This window comes from Amycolatopsis speibonae (genome assembly GCF_042647925.1).
GTDB lineage: Bacteria > Actinomycetota > Actinomycetes > Mycobacteriales > Pseudonocardiaceae > Amycolatopsis > Amycolatopsis speibonae.
This window is the reverse complement of record NZ_JBHRWK010000092.1, coordinates 103,428-126,478: the sequence shown is the minus strand read 5'-3', so window position 1 is coordinate 126,478 and position 23,051 is coordinate 103,428. Positions and strand designations below refer to the sequence as shown.

The following is a 23,051-nucleotide window of genomic DNA, read 5'->3' as shown; positions in this document are numbered from 1 at the left end:
CGATCAAGAGATCCGCAAGTCGTTGTCGATGAGGTCGAAGATCTGGTCCGCCGTGGCGTCCTGGATCCGCCGGGAAACGCCGTTCTCCGCCTCGTCCCCGGTCAGGCGGGCCAGCAGGGACCGCAGCCGGGCGGCCACCTCCGCCGTGGTTTCGCCGTCGTCGGCGAGTCCGGTCACCGCCAGTTCCAGCCGCCCGAGCTCGCCGAGGACGTCCGAAGCCGCTTCCTCGGCGCCGCTCGGCGCCAGCTCGCCCCGCAGGAACGCGGCGAGCGCCGCCGGGGTGGCGTGGTCGAACACCAGCGTCGGCGCCAGCCTGCCGCCGGTGACCTTGCCGAGCCGGTTGCGCAGCTCGACCCCGGTCAGCGAGTCGAAACCGAGCTCGCGGAACGCCCGTGCGGGTTCCACGGCCGCCGTCGACGGGAAGCCCAGTACGGCAGCCGCCTCGGTCCGCACCAGTTCGAGCAGGAGGGCCTCCTGCTCCGGCGAGGGGAGACCGGCCAGCCGTTTGAGCAGCTTGGATCCGCTGCCTTCCTTCGCCTCGCCCGCGACCCTGCGGGACGTCGTGGCGACGGTGAAGCCGCGCAGCAGATGCGCCACGTCGTCCGGCCGCTGACGCCGGAGGCCCGCCACGTCCAGCCGCATCGGCAGCAGCAGCGGCTCGTCCATGGCCAGCGCGGTGTCGAACAGGGCCAGTCCCTCTTCGGTGTCCAGCCCGCCGACACCGTCCCGGCTCAACCGCGCGAGCTCGGCCTCGCCCAGATGCGCGGTCATCCCGCCGAGCCGGGCCCAGAGTCCCCAGGCCAGGGACGTCGCCGGCAGTCCCGCCGCCCGGCGCCGGTGCGCCAGCGCGTCCAGCCAGACGTTCGCCGCCGCGTAGTTGCCCTGCCCCGGCCCGCCGAACACCCCGGCGGCCCCGGAATAGAGCACGAACAACGACAGGTCCAGTCCCCGCGTCAGCTCGTCCAGATGCGCCGCACCGTCCACTTTGGACCGGAGCACGGCGCTGAGCCGCTCGGGGGTGAGATCGCCGATCAGCCCGTCGTCGAGGGTGCCCGCGGTGTGCACCACACCGGCCAGCGCGGTGCCGATCCCGGAGATCACCTCGGCGATCTCCGCCCGGTCCGCCACGTCGCAGCGGACGATCCGGACCCGCGCGCCGAGTTCGGTCAGCTCGCGCGCCAGTTCCGCCGCACCCGGCGCGTCCGGTCCGCTCCTGCTGGTCAGCACCAGGTCACGGACACCGTGACCGGACACCAGCCGCCGGGCGGCCAGTGCGCCCAGGTTGCCGGTGCCGCCGGTGACCAGCACGGTCGCCGTCCCGTCGAGACGGCGAGGCTGCGTGAGCACGACCTTGCCGACGTGCTTGGCCTGCGACAGGAACCGGAACGCCTCGTGGGCGCGGCGGACGTCCCAGGTCCGGGTGGGCAACGGCCGCAGCACGCCGTCGGCGAACAACGCCATGACCTCGCGGAGGATCTCTCCCATTCGCTCGGCGCCCGCCTCGATCACGTCGAAGGCGCGGTAGCGCACCCCCGGATGCTCGGCGGCGACCAGCTCCGGATCGCGGATGTCGCTCTTGCCCATCTCGACGAACCGCCCGCCCCTGGGCAGCAGCCGCAGGGACGCGTCGACGAACTCGCGGGCGAGCGAGTCCAGCACCACGTCCATCCCCCGGCCGCCGGTGGCGTCGGCGAACCGCGCCTCGAACCCGAGATCCCGCGAGGACGCGAGATGCGTGTCGTCGAGACCGAGTTCCCGGACCGCCTGCCACTTCGCCGGGCTCGCGGTGCCGTACACCTCGGCGCCCCAGTGCCGGGCGAGCTGCACGGCGGCCATGCCGACCCCGCCCGCGGCGGCGTGTACCAGCACGGACTCGCCGCGCCGGAGGTCCGCCAGATCCCGCAGCGCGTAGTAGGCGGTGAGGAACACCACCGGCACCGACGCACCCTCCACAAAGGACCATTCGGGTGGCAGCTTCGCCAGCAGCCTGCCGTCGGCGACGGCGACCGGGCCGACACCCCCGGCGAACACCCCCAGCACCCTGTCGCCGGGAGCGAGCCCGGTGACCCCGGGCCCGACTTCGAGGACGACGCCCGCGCCCTCGTTGCCCAGCGGCACCTCGTCGGGGTACATGCCGAGCGCGATCAGCACGTCGCGGAAGTTGACCCCGGACGCCCGGACCTCCAGCCGCACCTCGCCTTCGCCGAGCTCGGCCGCCGCGGTCGGGGAAGGCAGCAGGGCCAGGTTCTCCAGCGTGCCCCGGCCCGTGAGGTCGAGGTGCCAGTGCGGCTCCCCGGCGGGCGGGGTCAACGCGGCGGAGCGGTCCGCGGGAACCAGCCTCGGCACCCGAAGCTGCCCGTCGCGCAACGCGAACTGCGGTTCACCACTGCGGAGCGCCGACGGCAGCTTGTCGAGGTCTTCGGGGCCGCCGAGGTCGGCGAGCACGAACCGGCCGGGGTTCTCCGACTGCGCGGAGCGCACCAGGCCCCACACCACGGCCGCGTCGGCGTCCGGCACGTCTTCGCCCGGCGCGGTGGCGATCGCCCCGCGGGTGACGATGACCAGCCGGGAGCCGGTGAACCGGTCGTCTCCCAGCCAGTCCTGCACCACGGCCAGCACGCGGTGCGCGGCGGGGTGCGGGCCGTCGGTGCCGGGAAGCCAGTGCAGCACCACCGTTTCCGGGCGCTGATCCGCCTTGACGTCCCGCAGTTCCGGAAGGTCCAGCAGTTCGGCGGACGGCAGCGCGACGTCGTCCCAGCCGACCAGGAAGAGATTCTTCGCCCGCAAGGTGCCCGCCGCGCCGGCGGGCCGCAGGGCCAGCGACTCGACCACCGCCACCGGGTCGCCCGCGCCGTCCGCGGCGAAGATCGACACGCTGTCGCCGTCGTGGCGCGTCAGCCGGACGCGCAGCGACCGCGCACCGGTCGCGTGCAGGGTCACGCCGGTCCAGGAGAACGGCAGGTACGCCCCGCCACCGCCGAACTTCACCGCGCCCAGTGCGTGGAGACCGGCGTCGAGCAGTGCCGGGTGCAGCCCGAACCGGGCTGCCTCGGCGGACTCGTCACGGGGCAGTTCCACCTCGGCGAACACCTCGGCGTCGCGTTCCCAGACCGCGGTGAGCCCGCGGAACACCGGACCATAGGCCAGCCCTGCCGCGGCGAGGCCGTCGTAGAGGCCGTCGATGTCCACGGCGACCGCCTTGGCGGGCGGCCACTCGCGGAGGTCGCCGGGCTCGTCCGGCTCGCCGGATTCGGGCGACAAGACGCCCGAAGCGTGCCGTGTCCACGGCTCGCCGTCCGCTTCACGGGAGTAAAAGACCAGCTCGCGGGTGCCCCCGTCATCCGGTGCACCGACGACGAGCTGCAGCTGGATCCCGCCGGTCTCGGGCAGTACCAGCGGCGCCTCGATCGTCACCTCGTCGACCCGGGCGCAACCCACCCTGTCGCCCGCTTGTACCGCCAGTTCGACGAAAGCGGTGCCCGGCAGGAACACCTGCCCCGAGACCACGTGTTCGGCCAGCCACGGTGACGCCGAGACCGACAGCCTGGCGGTGAGCACCACCTCGTCGCCGCCCGCGAAGTCCAAAGTGGCGCCGAGCATCGGGTGGTCGGTGGCGCCGAGTCCGGCGGTGGTGACGTCTCCACCGGAGGACGCGTCCACCCGGGGCCAGTAGCGTTCGCGCTGGAACGCGTAGGTGGGCAGGTCTTCGGGGGCCGTCCCGGCCTTGCCGAGAAGTGCGGGCCAGTCGACGTGGGCGCCGTGGCAGAACACTTCGCCTGCCGAGAGCAGGAACCTTCGCAGCCCGCCCTCGTCGCGGCGCAACGTGCCCACCACGGGGACGTCGACGGTGTCCTCGATCGCCATCGTCAGCACCGGATGGGCACTGACCTCGACGAACATCTGCAAGCCTTCTTCGGCCAGCTGTTCGACCGCGTTCGCGAACCGGACCGTCTGCCGCAGATTCCGATACCAGTAGCTACCCGTCAGCTCAGAGGTGTCCAGCCATTGGGAGTCCACAGTGGAATAGAACGGGACATCGCCCGTCCGCGGGGTCACCGGCGCCAGCAGCTCGGCAAGCTCCGCCTCGATCCGCTCGACATGAGCCGAATGCGACGCATAGTCCACCGCCACGAGCCGAGCCCTGACGCCTTCGGCCTCGTACCGGGCCTTCGCTTTCGCCAGCGCTTCAGGGTCACCCGACAGCACGACCGCGTTCGGGCCGTTCACCGCGGCGATCGACACACCCTCATCGACCTCGGTCACCGGGGCGGCCACCGACAGCATCCCGCCCAGACCGGCAAGTTCGGCAGCGATGGCCTGACTCCGCAACGCCACCACCCGCGCGCCGTCCTCCAGGCTCAAGCCACCTGACACCACCGCGGCCGCGATCTCACCTTGGGAGTGACCGACCACCGCAGCGGGAACCACACCGAGCGAACGCCACAGCGCGGCCAGCGACACCATCACCGACCACAACACCGGCTGCACAACATCAACCCTGGTCAAGGCAACTTCGTCATCCAACACCTCGAACAACGGCCAGTCCACAAAGGACCTCAAAGCACTGTCGCACTCCGCCATCCGCGAAGCGAACACCGGGCTCTCCTGCAACAGCGACGAGGCCATACCCAGCCACTGCGAACCCTGTCCAGGGAATACGAACACCACACGATCCACACCGGAGCCAGAACCCCGCACGACACCAGCGGGCTCGTCACCCGCCGCCAGCGCGGCAGCCAAACCGGCCTGGTCCTCTCCCACCAGGACCGCGCGATGTCCGAACACAGAGCGACGCACCAATCCCGCCGCCACACCCGCGGTATCAGCGGCATATCCGGCGAGCCGACCGGCGAAAGCTTCCACCGCTTCCGGCGACTTGCCCGAAAGCACCCACGGCGTGACCGCCACCGGGACGACGTCGGCAGACGCGGGCGCGGGCGCCTGCTCCAGGATGAGGTGGGCGTTGGTGCCGCTCATGCCGAACGCGGAGATACCCGCTCGCCGCGCCGACTCGCGCTCCGGCCACTCACGGGCTTCGGTCAGCAGTTCGACGGCCCCGGCGGTCCAGTCCACATGGGACGACGGCGTGTCGATGTGAAGGCTTCGCGGCAGCAGACCGTGCCGCAGCGCCAGCACCATCTTCATCACTCCGGCGACCCCGGCCGCCGCCTGCGTGTGCCCGAGGTTCGACTTCACCGAACCCAGCCACAACGGGCGATCGCGGTCCTTCCCGTAGGTCGCGTTGAGCGCCTGGGCTTCGATCGGGTCGCCGAGTGTGGTTCCGGTACCGTGTGCCTCGACGACGTCCACATCGGACGTCCCGAGTCCGGCGTTGGCCAGCGCGGCCCGGATCACCCGTTGCTGGGAGAGACCGTTCGGCGCGGTGAGCCCGTTGGACGCGCCGTCCTGGTTGACCGCGCTGCCCCGCACCACGGCCAGCACCTGATGGCCCTGGCGGGTGGCCTCGGACAGCCGTTCCACCAGCAGGATTCCGGCGCCTTCGCCCCAGCCGGTGCCGTCGGCGCCCTCGGCGAACGCCTTGCACCGGCCGTCGGCCGACAGCCCGCGCTGGGCGCTGAAGTCCAGGAAAGCTCCGGGCGTGGACATCACGGTCACGCCGCCGGCCAGCGCCATGTCGCACTCGCCGTTGCGCAGTGCCTGCACGGCGAGATGGATCGCGACCAGCGAAGACGAACAGGCGGTGTCCACGGTGACGGCCGGGCCTTCGAGCCCGAACGTGTAGGCCAGCCTGCCCGAGACCACACTCGCCGAGACCCCGGTGCCCAGCTGTCCTTCGCCGAGGTCCGACGAGGCGAGCAGCACCGAGAGGTAGTCCTGGCCGTTCGAGCCGACGAACACCCCGGTCCGGCTGCCCCGGAACTCGGCCGGGTCGAGACCGGCTCGTTCGAAGGCCTCCCACGAGGTCTCCAGCAGCAGCCGCTGCTGCGGGTCCATCGCCAGCGCCTCGCGCGGGGAGATCCCGAAGAACTGGGGGTCGAACTCCCCGACGTCGTAGACGAACGCGCCGTCGCGGGTGTAACTCGTACCGGGCTTGCCCGGCTCGGGGTGGTACAGCTCGGCCAGGTCCCAGCCACGGTCGCCGGGGAACGGCCCCACCGCGTCGCGGCTTTCCGACAGCAGTTCCCACAGCTGTTCCGGTGAGTGCGCGCCGCCCGGGAACCGGCAGGCCATGCCGACGATCGCGATCGGTTCGTCGGCGGCGGCCACCACGGTGGCCGGGGTGATCGCGGTGTGGACACCGGTCAGCTCGGCGAGCAGGTGCTCGGCCAGCGCGAGCGGGTTGGGGTAGTCGAAGACCAGCGTGGTCGGCAGGTCGAGACCGACCAGCGGGACCATCCGGTTGCGCAGTTCCACCGCGGTCAGCGAATCGAAACCCAGCTCACGGAACGCACGGTCCTGCTCCACCGCCTCCGGACCGGAGTAGCCCAGCACCGCCGCCGCCTCGGCACGGACCAGGTTCAGGACAGTTTGCCGCCGGACGGCCGGGGCGAGCCCGGCGAGTTTCCCGCGCAGTTCGGCCGAACCCGCGCCGGCGGGCTCGTCGGCGGTGTCCTCGATCTCGATCAGTTCGGTGAGCAGGGGGCTGGGCCGCCGGGAGGTGAACACCGGCGCGAACCGGGCCCAGTCCACGTCGGCCACGGTGACCGTGGTGTCGTGGCGCGCGCTTTCCAACGCCGCCAACGCCCGTTGCGGGGCTAACGCGGTCAGACCGCGCTTGGCCAGCTGCTTGCCTGCTTCACCCGCGGCCATCCCCGCTTCGGCCCACGGACCCCACGCCACCGACAACCCCGCAAGACCATCGGCACGACGCTGCTCCACGAGCGCATCCAAGAACGCATTGCCAGCCGCGTAAGCAGACTGACCGCCACTGCCCCACGCCGCCGCGATCGATGAGAACACAATGAACGCGTCAAGACCCTCGGTCAACTCATGCAAGTTGACCGCACCCGCGACCTTCCCCTCAACGACCGCACGGAACTCGTCCACCGAGCAGTCCGCCAGGGGCGTCGACTGAGCGACACCGGCCGCGTGCACCACCACCGACAAGCCTTCGAGCCCGTCGACCAACTCGGCCACCGCCGCACGATCGGCCACATCACAGGCCGCCACCGTCACCACGACGCCCAGCTCCCGCAACTCAGCGGCAAGATCCTCCGCACCCGGCGAAGCGATCCCGCGACGGCTGACCAGCACCAGATGCTCGACACCTCGCCCTGCCAGCCAGCGCGCGACCTGACCGCCCAGCGCACCAGTACCACCGGTCACGAGCGCGGTACCGTTCAAGGTCCACGGTTCCCGACCGGCCGCATCCGCCCGCACCAAACGTCGCGCGAACACACCCGACGGCCGCACCGCGACCTGATCCTCGGAACCGGTCAGCAGGCCCAGCACCCGGTCGTCACCGGCAGCGGGCAGGTCGATCAGCCCACCCCACACCTCGGGATGCTCCAGCGCCGCGACCCGGCCCAGACCCCATATCTGCGCCTGTTCCGGCGCCCACAAGCGATCCGAACCGCCGACCGAGACCGCGCCCCGGGTCACGGCCCACACCTTCGAACCAGTACCCACCGCCGCCTGGATCACCAGCAACGTCGACGCGGCGTCCAAACAGGACACCACACCAGCGAAACGACCAGGAGCCAACAACTCCGAAAGATCCGGCTGCTCGGCGACGACAACCTCACCAAGACCGGCGAGAGCATCACCTTCAGCCAACGGCTCCGGCGAAAGCACCAGCCACTCACCCTCCGGCAGGGCATCAGGCACCCGCACCGGAACCCACTCCGCCCGATACCGCCAACCATCGACCACAGAGGACTCACGACGTTTCCGCCGCCACGCCGACAACGACGACACCACGGTGTCCAGGGCCGGTTCGTGGTCGATCGCCAGTTCGGCGGCGACCGACTCCAGGTCTTCCCGCTCCACCGCGTCCCAGAACGCCGCATCGACTTCGTCCGAGCGGGTGGCACCGGCGGTCCGCGCGGGCGTGACCCAGTACCGCTCCCGCTGGAAGGCATACGTGGGCAGGTCGACGCGGTTCCCGCTCAGCAACGCGGACCAGTCCACCGCGACACCCCGCGTGTGCAACGCGCCCAGTGCGGTGATGACGGTCCGGACCTCGGGCCGATCGGCACGGAGCATCGGCACGAACAAGGCGTCCGTCCCGGGCAGGCAGCCCTGCGCCATCGCCGTCAGGACCCCGTCGGGGCCCAGTTCGACGAACGACGTCACTCCCTGCTCTGCCAGCGTCCGCACGCCGTCGGCGAAACGCACCGCCTGACGCACGTGGTCCAGCCAGTACCGCGGTGAAGCGAGGTCCCCGGTGAGCTCACCGGACACAGTGGACACCACCGGGATCTGCGGGTCATGGAAGGTCAACCCCGTCAGCACTTCGGCGAACTCCGCGAGCATCGGCACCATCAGCGGCGAGTGGAAAGCGTGACTCGCTTCGACTCGTTTGGTCCGGCGCCCCTTGGCCGCGAACTCGGCGGCCACCCCGGCGACGACCGTCTCGTCCCCGGAAACCACGACCGACGACGGACCGTTGACAGCCGCGATCCCGAACCCGGCGGCCGGCTCGAACTCGTCCTCCGCCGCCTCGATCGCGAACATCGCCCCGCCCGAGGGCAGCGCCTGCATCAACCGGCCACGGGCCGAGACGAGTTTGCCCGCGTCCTCCAGGGAGAACACCCCGGCGATGTGAGCGGCGGCGATCTCACCGATCGAGTGCCCCAGCAGGAAGTCGGGGCACACCCCCCACGACTCGACCAGGCGGTACAGGGCCACTTCGACCGCGAACAACGCGGCCTGGGCGAACTCCGTCCGGTTCAGCAGCTCCGGCTCGCTCAGCACCACCTCGCGAAGACGCGACGGCAGGAACTCGCAGGCGTCGTCGAAGGCTTCGGCGAAAACGGGGAACTCGGCATGGAGCTCGCGCCCCATCCCGGCCCGCTGCGCACCCTGACCGGTGAACAGGAACGCCGTCTTGCCTCGGCCGGTGGCGCCTTCGGTCACTTCGGCGGACGACCGCCCCTCGGCGAGCGCGCCCAGCGCCCGTGCCAGCTCGGCGAAGTCGGCGCCTGTCACCACAGCCCGCCGTTCGAGCGCGGACCGGTTCGTCGCCAACGAGAACGCCAGATCCTCCAACGCGACCGCCGGGTCTTCCGCGAGGGGAAGCAGCCGGGCGGCCTGTGCGCGCAACGCGGCCGTCGTCTTGCCCGACACCAGGAACGGCAGTACGGCGGGGCCGTGCGCGGGTACCAGCGGCGCCTCGGCGGGCGCCTGCTCGATGATGGTGTGCGCGTTGGTGCCGCTGATCCCGAACGAGGAGACCGCAGCCCGCCGAGGGCGGCCGGTCTCCGGCCACGCACGGGACTCGTCGAGCAGCTCGACGGCGCCGCCGCTCCAGTCCACATGGGACGACGGCGTTCCGGCGTGCAGAGTCTTCGGCAGCACCTGGTGGCGCAGGGCCATGACCATCTTGATGATGCCCGCGACCCCGGCAGCCGCCTGGGTGTGCCCCAGGTTCGACTTCACCGAACCCAGCCACAACGGCTCCTCACGGTCCCGGCCGTAAGTCGCCAGCAACGCCTGCGCCTCGATCGGGTCACCCAGCGGGGTCCCGGTGCCGTGCGCCTCGACGGCGTCCACTTCGGACGGTCGCAATCCGGAATTGGCCAGCGCCGCACGGATCACCCGCTGCTGCGACGGACCATTCGGCGCCGTCAAACCATTCGAAGCACCATCCTGATTCACCGCGCTGCCCCGCACCACGGCCAAGATCCGATGGCCCTTACGCCGCGCGTCGGACAGCCGCTCCACCAGCAGCATCCCGGCGCCCTCGCCCCAACCGGTACCGTCCGCACCCTCGGCGAACGCCTTGCACCGGCCGTCCGCGGACAGACCACCCTGGGCGTCGAATTCGACGAAGGCGCCCGGCGCGGACATCACCGTGACCCCACCGGCCAGTGCGAGGTCGCACTCGCCGTTCCGCAGCGCCTGCGCCGCCCAATGCAGGGCCACCAGCGAAGAGGAGCACGCGGTGTCGACCGTGACCGCCGGGCCTTCGAGCCCGAAGGTGTAAGCCACCCGGCCGGACGCCACACTCGGGGTGGTGCCGGTCATCAGGTGCCCACGGACCCCGTCCGGCAGCGGTGAGACACCGACGGCGTAGCCCTGGGTGGCGGTGCCGACGAAAACGCCGGTCGGGCTGCCTTGCAGGTTCGCCGCGTCGAGACCGGCGTGTTCGAAGGCCTCCCACGTGGTCTCCAGCAGCAACCGCTGCTGCGGATCCATCGCCAGCGCCTCACGCGGCGAAATCCCGAAGAACCCAGGATCGAACTCCGCCGCGTCGTAGAGGAACCCGCCTTCCCTGACGGAATCGAGGTCGAGGTCCCAGCCGCGGTCGAGCGGGAGGGCGCCGATGGCGTCGCGTCCGGACGCCACCAGGTCCCACAGCTCCTCCGGCGAGCTGACTCCGCCGGGATACCGGCAGCCGATGCCGATGATCGCGATCGGCTCGTCGGCGGCGGGACGGCTCTGGACTGCCGGAGCGGAGGCCACGGCGTCCTCGTCGACCAGTTCGGCACGGAGGAAGGCCGCGAGCACCAGCGGTGTCGGGTAGTCGAAGACCAGGGTGGCCGGCAGCTTCAGGCCGGTGGCCTGGTTGAGGCGGTTGCGGAGCTCGATGGCGGTCAGCGAGTCGAACCCCAGCTCGCGGAAGGTCGACTCCGGTACGACGTGCTCGGCGTCCGGGTAGCCGAGCACGAGGGCGGCCTGGTCACGGACGATACGGGTGAGTTCCTCGGTCCGAGCGGCCACGGGCAGGAGCGCGAGCCGTTGCCCGAGCGAGCCGGCCGATTCCGTCCCGGCGGACGCGGCCGCGCGGCGCGTCATCACCCTGACGAGACCGCGCAGCAGCGGGGGAACGTCGTCGGCGGTCGCCTGGCCGGAACCGAGGTCCAGGTTCAGGGGCACCAAGAGCGCGTCGGCGCGGGTGCGGGCGGCGTCGAACAGGGCGAGGCCTTGTTCGGGGCTGAGTGCGCGGCTGCCTGATCGGGAAACCCTGGCGCGGTCCGCGGTGCTGAGCGTCCCGCCCATGCCGCCGTTTTCCTGATCCCACAACCCCCACGCCAGCGACAGTCCGGGCAAGCCGTTCGCCCGGCGATGAGCCGCGAGAGCATCCAGGAAAACGTTCGCCGCCGAGTAGTTCGCCTGCCCCGGATTGCCGAACACCCCCGACGCCGACGAGAACACCACGAACTCGGCCAGATCGCGGTTCTTCGTCAACTCGTGCAAATTCCATGCCGCGTCCGCCTTCGGACGCAACACCCCGGCGACACGGTCAGCGGTCAACGACTCCACGACCCCGTCGTCCAGCACCCCGGCGGTATGCACCACCGCCGTCAAGTCCACAGTGGACAACAGCTCGGCCAACGCGTCACGATCCGCCACGTCACACGCGACCACCGACACCTCGGCACCCAGACCGGTCAGCTCATCGACCAAGGCATCCGCACCCGGAGCCGCCACACCACGACGACTCACCAGCAACAACTTCCGCGCACCCTGACCAACCAGATGCCGAGCCACCAAAGCGCCCAGATTCCCGGTACCACCGGTGATCAACACCGTCCCCGCGGCATCAAACGGCCTCGGCACACTGAGCACGACCTTGCCCACATGCTTCGCCTGCGACATGAACCGGAACGCCTCCGGCGCCTGCCGCACGTCCCATACCCGGGACGGCAAAGGAGACAGCACCCCGGCATCGAACAACTCGACCAGCTCAGCGAGCATCTCGCCGATCCGCGCCGGTCCGGCCTCGATCAGATCAAACGCCTGATAGGCGACACCGGGGAACTCGGCCGCGACCTGTCCTGGCTCACGAACGTCGGTCTTGCCCATCTCCGCGAAACGGCCACCCCGCGGCAACAACCGCAGCGAGGCGTCAACAAACTCACCCGCCAACGCGTCCAAGACCACGTCCACGCCACGACCTTCGGACACGGCAAGGAACTTCGCCTCAAAGTCAGTGTCCCGCGACGACGCCAGATGATCATCCGCCACACCCAGCGCGCGAACCGCGTCCCACTTGGCAGGACTGGCCGTCGCGAAAACCTCGACGCCCCAGTGCCGGGCCAGCTGCACCGCGGCCATCCCGACCCCACCGGCGGCCGCGTGAATCAACGCCGCCTCACCGGAACGGACATCCATCAAATCACGCAGGGCGTAGAACGCCGTGAGAAACACGATCGGCACCGAAGCCGCATCCACAAAGGACCAGTCGGCGGGAATCCGCGCCACCGTTCGGGAGTCGGTGACCGCGATCGGGCCGAACGCGCCCGCCAGCAGGCCCATCACACGGTCGCCGGGCACCAGGTCGGTGACCTTCGCACCGACCTCCAGCACCACCCCGGCGCCCTCGATACCCATCAGACCCGCGTCGCCGGGATACATGCCCAACGCGTTCAGCACATCACGGAAGTTCACTCCCGCCGCCCGCACCTCGACCCGAACGTCCAACTCACCCAACGGATCCCCGGCCTGCGGCCACGACACCAACGACAAGTTCGACAACGTGCCCTTGCCGACACTGTCGAGGCGCCAGGTCCGCTCGTCCGGCGGCACCAGGTCGGCGGAGCGCGAAACCCGGCCCAACCGCGCGGCGAACGCTTCGCCGCCACGAATCACGACCTGGGGTTCGTTACCGTTCGGGACGGCGGCCAGTGCCTCCCCCGAGCGCGGGTCCTCGTCGACGTCGACGAGGAGCAGCCGTCCCGGGTGTTCCGCCTGCACCGTGCGAAGCAGCCCCCAGACGGCCGCCGCGGGCAGGTCACGGACCTCTTCCCCGGCCTCGGCCGCCACCGCGCCACGGGTGACGACCATCAGCCGCGTTCCCTCGGCGGTGCGGTCCGCCAGCCAGTCCTGGACGTCCGCGAGCATCGACGAAACCAGCGCTGCCGTCGTCCGGCCCCGGGAAACGCACTCCGCCGTCACGACCGGTGCCGTCTCGCCCGCGGGCAGGGAGATCGGTTCCCAGGTCAGGCGGTACAGCGCGTCCGAGTCGGTGTTCCGGTTGGCCGACAGCGCCCGCATGACCAGGGAGTCGACCGCCGCCACCGGACGGCCTTCGGTGTCGGTGACCTCGATCGACACCGTGTCCGCGCCGGACGGCGTCAGCCGGACCCGGACCGCGGCGGCACCGACGGCGAACAGGGAGAACCCGGTCCAGGAGAACGGGACACGGCCACCGCCGTCACCGTCGCCCGCGCGGAGGGCCAGCGCGTGCAGGCCCGCGTCGAGCAGGGCGGGGTGCAGCCCGAAGCGGGCGGCCTCGTCGCGGACGGACCGCGGCAGCTCGACCTCGGCGAAGATCTCGTCGCCGAGGACCCAGGCCGCTCGCAGGCCCTGGAAGCTGTCGCCGTAGCCGAAGCCCGCTTCCGCCATTCCGGCGTACAGACCGGAAACGTCCACCTGGCGCGCGTCGGACGGCGGCCACTCCGCGAGCCCGGCATCGGGTCGCACGCCGCGGCGGGCGAGGACACCGATCGCGTGGGTCGTCCAGTCGCCCTCGGTGCGCGAGTGGACCGACACCTCACGCCGTCCTGCCTCGTCGGCCGCGCCGACGGCGACCTGGACCTGGACGCTGCCGGATTCGGGCAGTGCGAGTGGTGCGGACAACGTCAGTTCCTCGACGAAGTCGCAGCCCGTCCGGTCACCGGCGGCGACCGCGAGTTCCAGCAGGGCGGTGCCGGGTACGAGTACCCGGCCCTGGACCCGGTGGTCCGCCAGCCAGGGGTGGGTCCGGGCCGAGAGCCTGCCGGTCAGGACCAGGCCGTCGCCGCCTGCCAGTTCCACGGCGGCGCCGAGCAGCGGGTGATCGGCCGCGCCGAGCCCGGCACCGGTCACGTCGCCGGCCACCAGACCGGAGATCTTCGGCCAGTAGTGCTCGCGCTGGAAGGCGTAGGTGGGCAGGTCGGCCGATTCGCCGGGGCCGAAGTACGCCGCCCAGTCGACCGGGACGCCACGGGTGTGGAGCGTGCTCAGGGCGGTGATCGCGGTGTGGACCTCGGGCCGGTCGGCCCGCAGGATCGGCGCGAACAGGGCCTCGGAGTCGGGCAGGCAGCCTTGGGCCAGTCCGCTCAGCACCCCGTCGGGACCCAGTTCGACAAACGACGTCACACCCTCGGCGGCCAGTACCTTCACTCCGTCGGCGAAACGCACTGCCTGACGCACGTGATCCAGCCAGTACCGCGGCGACGCCAGATCCGCAGCGAGCCCACCGGACACAGTGGACACCACCGGAATCACCGGTGCGCTGAACGTGATGCCCTCAAGAACCCGCGCGAACTCGGCGAGCATCGGCTCCATCAACGGCGAATGGAACGCATGACTCACCTCAAGACGCTTCGTCTTACGACCCCTAGCCGCAAACTCCTCAGCAAGAGCGACAACCACGGACTCGACCCCGGAGATCACCACCGAGTTCGGGCCGTTCAGCGCCGCGATCCCGAACTCGGCCGTCGGCACGAACTCGTCTTCCGTCGCCTCGATAGCGACCATCACGCCGCCATCGGGCAACGCCTGCATCAGACGACCACGAGCCGACACCAGCTTGCCCGCGTCCTCCAGCGAAAACACCCCAGCGACATGCGCAGCCGCGATCTCACCGATCGAATGACCCAACAGGAAGTCAGGACGCACACCCCACGACTCGACAAGCCGATAAAGCGCAACCTCCAAAGCGAACAACGCAGGCTGCGCGAACTCAGTCCGGCCAAGATCACCCAACGGCGGCAAAAACTGTGATGCGGCGTCAAAAGCCTCAGCGAAAACAGGGAACTCCGCATACAGCTCCGCCCCCATACCCAACCGCTGCGAACCCTGACCAGCGAACAAAAACGCGGTCTTGCCGGAGTCAGCCGCGCCTTCGACCAAGCCCGGAGCCTGTCCCCCGGCCGCGAGTGCGGCGATGCCCGCGAGCAGGCTGTCGCGATCCGTTCCGACGACCGCCGCGCGGCGGTCCCAGGTGGACCTGGTGGTGGCCAGCGAGCGAGCGACAGCGGCGATATCCCCGCCTTCCGTCACCACCAGCCGCAGGCGTTCAGCCTGTGCTCGAAGGGCTTCGGCGGATTTCGCCGAAAGCACCATCGGCACGACCGACGGGGTCACGGCGGACTCCACGGCGGGCGTCTCCGGCGCCTCTTCGAGGATGGTGTGCGCGTTGGTCCCGCTGATACCGAACGACGAGACACCCGCGCGGCGCGGCGCCTCCTCCGCCGGCCACGACCGCGACTCGGTGAGCAGTTCGACCGCCCCGGCCGACCAGTCCACCTGGGACGACGGCGAGTCCACGTGCAGAGTCTTCGGCAGGACACCGTGCTGGAGGGCCAGCACCATCTTGATCACCCCGGCCATCCCGGCCGCGGCCTGCGTGTGCCCGAGGTTCGACTTCACCGCGCCCAGCCACAACGGCTGTTCACGGTCCTGGCCATAGGTCGCCAGCAACGCCTGAGCCTCGATCGGGTCACCCAGCGAGGTACCTGTGCCGTGTGCTTCCACTGCGTCCACTTCGGACGGTTCCAGGCCCGCACTCGCCAGCGCCGCACGGATCACCCGCTGCTGCGACGGACCATTCGGCGCGGTCAACCCGTTCGAGGCACCATCCTGATTCACCGCGGAACCACGCACCACCGCCAGCACTCGGTGTCCCTTGCGCTGCGCGTCCGACAGCCGCTCGACCAGCAGCATCCCGGCGCCTTCACCCCAGCCGGTGCCGTCCGCCCCCTCGGCGAAGGGCTTGCACCGGCCGTCCGCCGCGAGACCCCGCTGGGCACTGAAGTCCACAAAGGCCCCTGGCGTGGCCATCACCGTCACGCCACCGGCCAGCGCCAGCTCGCATTCGCCGTTGCGCAGAGCTTGCGCGGCCAGATGCAGGGCGACGAGCGAGGACGAGCACGCCGTGTCGACGGTCAGCGCCGGGCCTTCGAGCCCGAACGTGTAAGCCAGCCTGCCGGAAACCACGCTCGCGGACACTCCGGTGCCGAGGTGCCCGTCCCCGAGGTCCGAGGAGGCCAGCAGCACCGAGAGGTAGTCCTGGCCGTTCGAGCCGACGAAGACGCCAGTCTGGCTTCCCCGGACGGACGCCGGATCGATCCCCGCGCGTTCGAAGGCCTCCCACGAAGTCTCCAGCAGCAGCCGCTGCTGCGGGTCCATCGTCACGGCTTCACGCGGTGAGATCCCGAAGAAACGTGCGTCGAACTCCCCGACGTCGTACAGGAAAGCGCCGTCGCGGGTGTAGCTCGTGCCGGGGTTGCCCGGTTCGGGGTGGTACAGCTCCTCCAGGTCCCAGCCGCGGTTCTCCGGGAAGCCGCCGACAGCGTCCTCACCGGAGGCGAGCAGGCTCCACAGCTGTTCCGGTGAGTGCACGCCGCCGGGGAACCGGCACGCCATGCCGACGATCGCGATCGGCTCGTCGCTGGCCGCCACGCCGGTGGCCACGACGTTTTCCCGCGCACCGAGCAGTTCCCCCAGGAGGTGCTCGGCCAGGGCGAGCGGGTTGGGGTAGTCGAAGACCAGCGTGGTCGGCAGATCGAGACCGACCAGCGGAACCATCCGGTTACGCAACTCCACCGCGGTCAGCGAATCGAAACCCAGCTCACGGAACGCACGGTCCTGCTCCACAGCCTCCGGACCGGAGTACCCCAGCACCGCCGCCGCCTCGGCACGAACCAGCTCCAACAGCAGTCGCCGCTGGTCGGCGAGGGGACGGCCGATCAGCCTGGTCCGCAGTTCGTTGGTGTCCCGCAGCTCGTCGACAGCGGGAGTCACCTCGATCAGTTCGGTGAGCAGGGGGCTGGGTCGCCGGGAAGTGAACACCGGCGCGAACCGGGCCCAATCGACATCGGCCACGGTCACCGTGGTGTCGCGCCGTGCGCCTTCCAACGCCGCCAACGCCCGCTCCGGCGCCAACGCCGTCAAACCACGCTTCGCCAGGTGCTCACCAGCCTCACCCGCGGCCATGCCCGCTTCGGCCCACGGACCCCACGCCACCGACAGACCCGGAAGGCCATCGGCACGACGCTGCTCGACCAACGCATCCAAGAACGCATTGCCAGCCGCATAAGCAGACTGACCACCACTGCCCCACGCCGCCGCGATCGACGAAAACACGATGAACGCGTCAAGACCCTCGGTCAGCTCATGCAGATTGACCGCACCCGCGACCTTCCCCGCAACCACCGCACGGAACTCGTCCACCGAGCAGTCCGCCAGCGGCGTCGACTGCGCGACACCGGCCGCGTGCACCACCACCGACAGATCCGGAAGACCGTCGACCAGTTCGGCCACGGCCGCACGGTCCGCCACATCACAGGCCGCCAAAGTGACCGTGACGCCCAGTTCCCGCAACTCCGCGGCCATGTCCTCGGCCCCCGGTGAAGCCGCCCCGCGACGGCTGACCAGCACCAGATGCTCGACACCTCGCTGAGCCAGCCACCGCGCGACCTGACCACCCAAGGCACCCGTACCACCGGTCACCAAAGCCGTGCCACCAAAAGCCCACGGTTCCCCGCCAGCGGCACCAGCACGCACCAGGCGACGCGCGAACACCCCGGACGCCCGCACCGCCACCTGATCTTCGACGCCCGCCAGCACCCCGAACAGCCGAGGATCCCCGGAAGCGGGCAGATCGATCAGCCCACCCCACACCTCGGGATGCTCCAGCGCCGCGACCCTGCCCAGACCCCAGACCCGCGCCTGCTCCGGTGCGGTCAGCCGGTCGTCACGACCGACCGACACCGCGCCCCGGGTCAACGCCCATACCTTGACGCCGGTACCCACGGCGGCTTGCACCACGGCGAGCGTGGCCTCGGCGTCCAAACAGGACACAACACCGGTGAAACGCCCAGCAACCAACAACTCTGAGAGGTCCGGATTCTCGGCGACGACAACCTCACCGAGCTCGGCGAGAGCGTCACCTTCGGCCAGGGGCACCGGCGAAAGCACCAGCCACTCGCCCTCCGGCCGGACTTCGGGTACCCGCACCGGCACCCACTCCGCCCGGTACCGCCAGCCCTCGACGACCGAGGACTCGCGGCGCCGCTGACGCCATGCCGACAACGAGGGCAGCAACGCGCCGAGGAACTGCTCGTCCTCGCCCGCGACCCGCAGTTCGGCGGCGAGCGTGCGGACGTCGGCACGCTCGACGGCGTCCCAGAACTCGCTGTCCTGTACTTCGACCGTGGAACCGCCGCCGAACTCCAGCCAGAAACGCTCGTGCTGGAAGGCGTAGGTGGGCAGGTCGACCCGCGCACCCGCCAGGAGTGCCGTCCAGTCGATGCGGGTTCCCCGGGTGTGCAACGCACCGAGCGCCGTCATGGCGGTGCGGACCTCGGGCCGGTCACCGCGGAGCAGCGGCACGAACTGGGCCTCAGCGTCAGGGAGACATCCCTGCGCCAGCCCGCTCAACACACCATCGGGACCCAGTTCGACAAACGACGTCACACCTTCAGCGGCCAGTATCTTCACTCCGTCGGCGAAACGCACCGCCTGACGCACATGATCAAGCCAGTACCTCGGCGACGCCAAATCCGCAGCGAGCCCACCAGACACAGTGGACACCACCGGAATCACCGGTGCGTTGAACGTGATCCCGTTGAGCACTTCAGCAAACTCGGCGAGCATCGGCTCCATCAACGGCGAATGGAACGCATGACTCACCTCAAGACGCTTCGTCTTACGCCCCTTGGCCGCAAACTCTTCAGCAATCCGGACGACAGCAGCCTCGGCACCCGAGATCACCACGGAGTTCGGACCGTTCACCGCCGCGATCCCGAACTCAGCGTCAGGCTCGAACTCGTCCTCGGTCGCTTCGATCGCGACCATCACACCGCCGACGGGCAATGCCTGCATCAGACGGCCACGGGCGGACACCAGCTTGCCCGCGTCTTCCAGGGAAAACACCCCAGCGACATGCGCGGCCGCGATCTCACCGATCGAGTGGCCCATCAGGAAGTCAGGACGCACACCCCACGACTCAACAAGTCGATAAAGCGCAACTTCCAGAGCGAACAACGCAGGCTGCGCGAACTCAGTCCGGCCAAGATCACCCAACGGCGGCAGAAACTCGCACGCCGAGTCAAAAGCGGCTGCGAAAACAGGGAACTCCGCATACAGCTCCGCCCCCATACCCAACCGCTGAGAACCCTGACCAGCGAACAGGAACGCCAATCGGCCCCGGCCGGTGGAACCCTCGACGAGGTCCGCGGACGAGCGGCCCTCGGCCAGCGCCCGCAGCGCCCGCACCAGTTCGTCACGGTCGGCTCCGGCCACCGCGGCACGCCGTTCCAGTGCCGACCGCGTCGTCGCCAGCGAGTACGCGACATCCGTCAGTGCCGCCTCGCCGTCCTCCACAAAGGACGCCAGCTTCGCCGCTTGATCGCGCAACGCCGCCGTCGTCTTGCCGGACAGCACGAACGGCACCACCGCGGGCGCCCGGCGCTCGGGGGCCTGCTCCTGGACGGGCGCCTGCTCGAGAATCGTGTGCGCGTTGGTGCCGCTGATCCCGAAGGAGGACACCGCCGCGCGGCGAGGACGTCCGGCGTCGGGCCACGCCCGCGCCTCGGTGAGCAACTCGACGGTTCCGGCGGACCAGTCGATATGCGACGAGGGCGCGTCCACGTGCAGCGTCTTGGGGAGCACCCCGTGCCGCATCGCCATGACCATCTTGATCACCCCGGCCACCCCGGCGGCGGCCTGAGTGTGCCCCAGGTTCGACTTCACCGACCCCAGCAGCAGGGGCACTTCACGTTCCTGCCCGTACGCCGCGAGCAGCGCCTGTGCCTCGATCGGGTCGCCCAGCGCGGTGCCGGTGCCGTGCGCTTCGACGGCGTCCACTTCGGACGGTCCCAGCCCGGCGCTCGCCAGCGCCGCCTTGATCACCCGGCGCTGGGAGGGCCCGTTCGGTGCGGTCAGCCCGTTCGACGCGCCGTCGGAGTTCACCGCGGAGCCACGGACCACCGCCAGCACGGTGTGGCCGTTGCGCACTGCGTCGGACAGCCGCTCGACCAGCAGGATCCCGACGCCCTCACCCCAGCCGGTGCCGTCGGCGCCCTCGGCGAACGCCTTGCAGCGGCCGTCGTCCGCGAGCCCGCCCTGCGCGGAGAACTCCACGAAGGTGCCCGGCCCGGCCATCACGGTGACGCCACCGGTCACGGCCAGGTCGCACTCGCCCCGCCGGAGCGAATGCGCCGCCAGGTGCAGGGCCACCAGCGAGGACGAGCACGCGGTGTCCACGGTGATCGCGGGGCCTTCCAGCCCCAGCGAGTACGCGATGCGGCCGGACGCCACGCTCGGCGTGGTGCCGGTCATCAGATGTCCTTGCGTGCCCTCGGGTGCGGCGTCCACGCCGACCCCGTAACCGTGTGCCGCCGCGCCGACGAACACACCGGTCTGGCTGCCGCGCATGGTCGTGGCGTCGATCCCCGCGCGCTCGAAGGCTTCCCACGTGGTCTCCAGCAGCAACCGCTGCTGCGGATCCATCGCCAGCGCCTCACGCGGCGAAATCCCGAAGAACCCAGGATCGAACTCCGCCGCGTCGTAGAGGAACCCGCCGCCGCGGGCGTGGAACGTGCCCGTGGCACCCGGGTCGGGGTCGTACAGGTTGTCCAGGTCCCAGCCACGGTCGGCGGGGAAGCCGCCGATCGCGTCCTGCCCGGATGCCAGCAGGCGCCACAGATCCTCCGGCGAGCGCACCCCGCCGGGGAAGCGGCACCCGATGCCGACGATCGCGATCGGCTCCTGCTGCTGTTCTTCGACCTCCCGCAGCCGCCGATGCGCGTCACGCAGGTCAGCGGTCGCACGCTTGAGGTAGTTGAGAAGCTTCTGCTCGTTTTCCATCGAAATTCTTCCGCCCTCGAAGCGATCGGGATCTTGGTCGAGCAGGTCAGGAGTTGCCGAAACCCTTGTCCAGCAGGTCGAACAGTTCGTCGGCGGTGGCTTCCTCGAGGTCGCCGTCGTCGTCGGGCCCGCGCCTGCCGTCGTTCCAGTCGGCGAGGATCGCGGCGAGCCTGGCGCCGATCCGCTCTCGTTCGCGCCGGTCCGCGGAGAAGACGGCGAGCGCGCCGGAGAGCCTGTCGAGCTCGGCGTCCACGCCGGGAGCGACCTCCTCGCCGACCAGTTCGCCACGCAGGTACTCGGCGAGCGCTGACGGCGTCGGATAGTCGAAGACCAGGGTGGCGCTCAGTTTCAGCCCGGTGGCCGCGTTGAGCCGGTTCCGCAGCTCGACCGAGGTCAGCGAGTCGAAACCGAGTTCCCGGAAGGATCGGTCCGGCTCCACGTGCGCCGGGTCGTGGTACCCGAGGACCAGCGCGGCCTGTTCCCGGACCACCTCCACGAGTGCCTCGTCCTGCTCGGCCGCCCTCAGCCCCGCGAGGCGCGCCCCGAGGGTCGCCGTGGTTTCGCCGGCGGACGAGACCGTCGCCCGGCGAGTCACCACCTTGACGAGGCTTCGTAGCAGCGGCGGCACCTCGTCGGCGGTCGCCTGGCCCGAGCCCAGGTCCAGGTTCAGGGGCACCAAGAGCGCGTCTGCACGGGCGCGGGCCGCGTCGAACAGCGCGAGCCCCTGCTCGGGACTCAGCGCGCCACTGCCCGACCGGGAAACCCTTGCCCGGTCCGTGGTGCTGAGCGTCCCGCCCATGCCGCCGTTTTCCTGATCCCACAACCCCCACGCCAACGACAACCCAGGCATTCCCTCCGACCGGCGATGAGCCGCGAGAGCGTCCAGGAAAACATTCGCCGCCGAATAGTTCGCCTGCCCCGGGTTACCGAACACCCCCGACGCCGACGAGAACATCACGAACTCGGCCAGATCGCTGTCCTTCGTCAACTCGTGCAGATTCCACGCCGCGTCCGCCTTCGGACCCAGCACCCCGGCCACCCGGGCAGGAGTCAGCGACTCCACCACACCGTCGTCCAGCACACCGGCGGTGTGCACCACCGCTGTCAACGGACGCTCCACAGTGGACAACGCTTCGGCCAGGGCGGCCCGATTCGCCGCGTCGCAAGCGAGCACCGACACTTCGGCACCCAGGCCGGTCAGCTCACTCACCAGCTCGGCCGCACCCGGCGCCTGCTCGCCACGCCTGCTGAGCAACACCAGATGCCGCGCACCCTGGCCGACCAGATGCCGGGCCACCAACGCACCCAGACTCCCCGTGCCACCGGTGATCAGCACCGATTCCTCGACATCAAGGGACCTCGGCACGCTCAGCACGACCTTGCCCACATGCATCGCCTGCGACATGAACCGGAACGCCTCCGGCGCCTGCCGCACATCCCACACCCGAGACGGCAACGGCGACAACGCACCAGCCTCGAACAACCCCACCAGCTCGGCCAGCATCTCACCGATCCGCACCGGACCGGCCTCCACCAGATCGAACGCCTGGTACCGAACCCCGGGGTAGTCGGTCGCGACCTCGCCCGGCTCGCGAACGTCGGTCTTGCCCATCTCCGCGAACCGGCCACCACGCGGCAACAACCTCAACGAGGCGTCAACGAACTCACCGGCCAACGCGTCCAAGACCACATCCACACCACGACCTTCAGACGCCGCAAGGAACTTCGCCTCAAAGTCAGTGTCACGCGACGACGCCAGACGATCATCCGCCACACCCAGCGCGCGAACCGCGTCCCACTTGGCAGCACTCGCCGTCGCGAAAACCTCGACACCCCAATGCCGGGCCAACTGCACCGCGGCCATCCCGACCCCACCGGCGGCCGCGTGAATCAACGCCGCCTCACCGGAACGGACATCCATCAAATCACGCAAGGCATAGAACGCCGTGAGAAACACGATCGGCACCGAAGCCGCATCCACAAAGGACCAGCCGGCCGGAATCCTGGCCAGCATCCGGGAGTCCGTCACCGCCACCGGACCGAACGCCCCCGACAACAGCCCCAGCACCCGGTCTCCAGGGACCAGCCCCGTGACACCGGAACCGACCTCCAGCACCACCCCGGCA

At 70.2% G+C, this 23,051-nt stretch carries 2 protein-coding genes; both read right to left on the bottom strand.

The annotated features are described in order from the left end of the window. Positions 1–3: 3 nt before the first annotated feature. Entirely contained in the window at positions 4–20,925 is a 20,922-nt protein-coding gene (locus ACFOSH_RS39080) for a type I polyketide synthase (protein WP_378245950.1), read from the bottom strand. 46 nt (positions 20,926–20,971) lie between these two features. Further along, on the bottom strand, positions 20,972–23,051 hold a 2,080-nt coding region (locus ACFOSH_RS39075; protein ID WP_378245948.1), incomplete at its 5' end, for a type I polyketide synthase.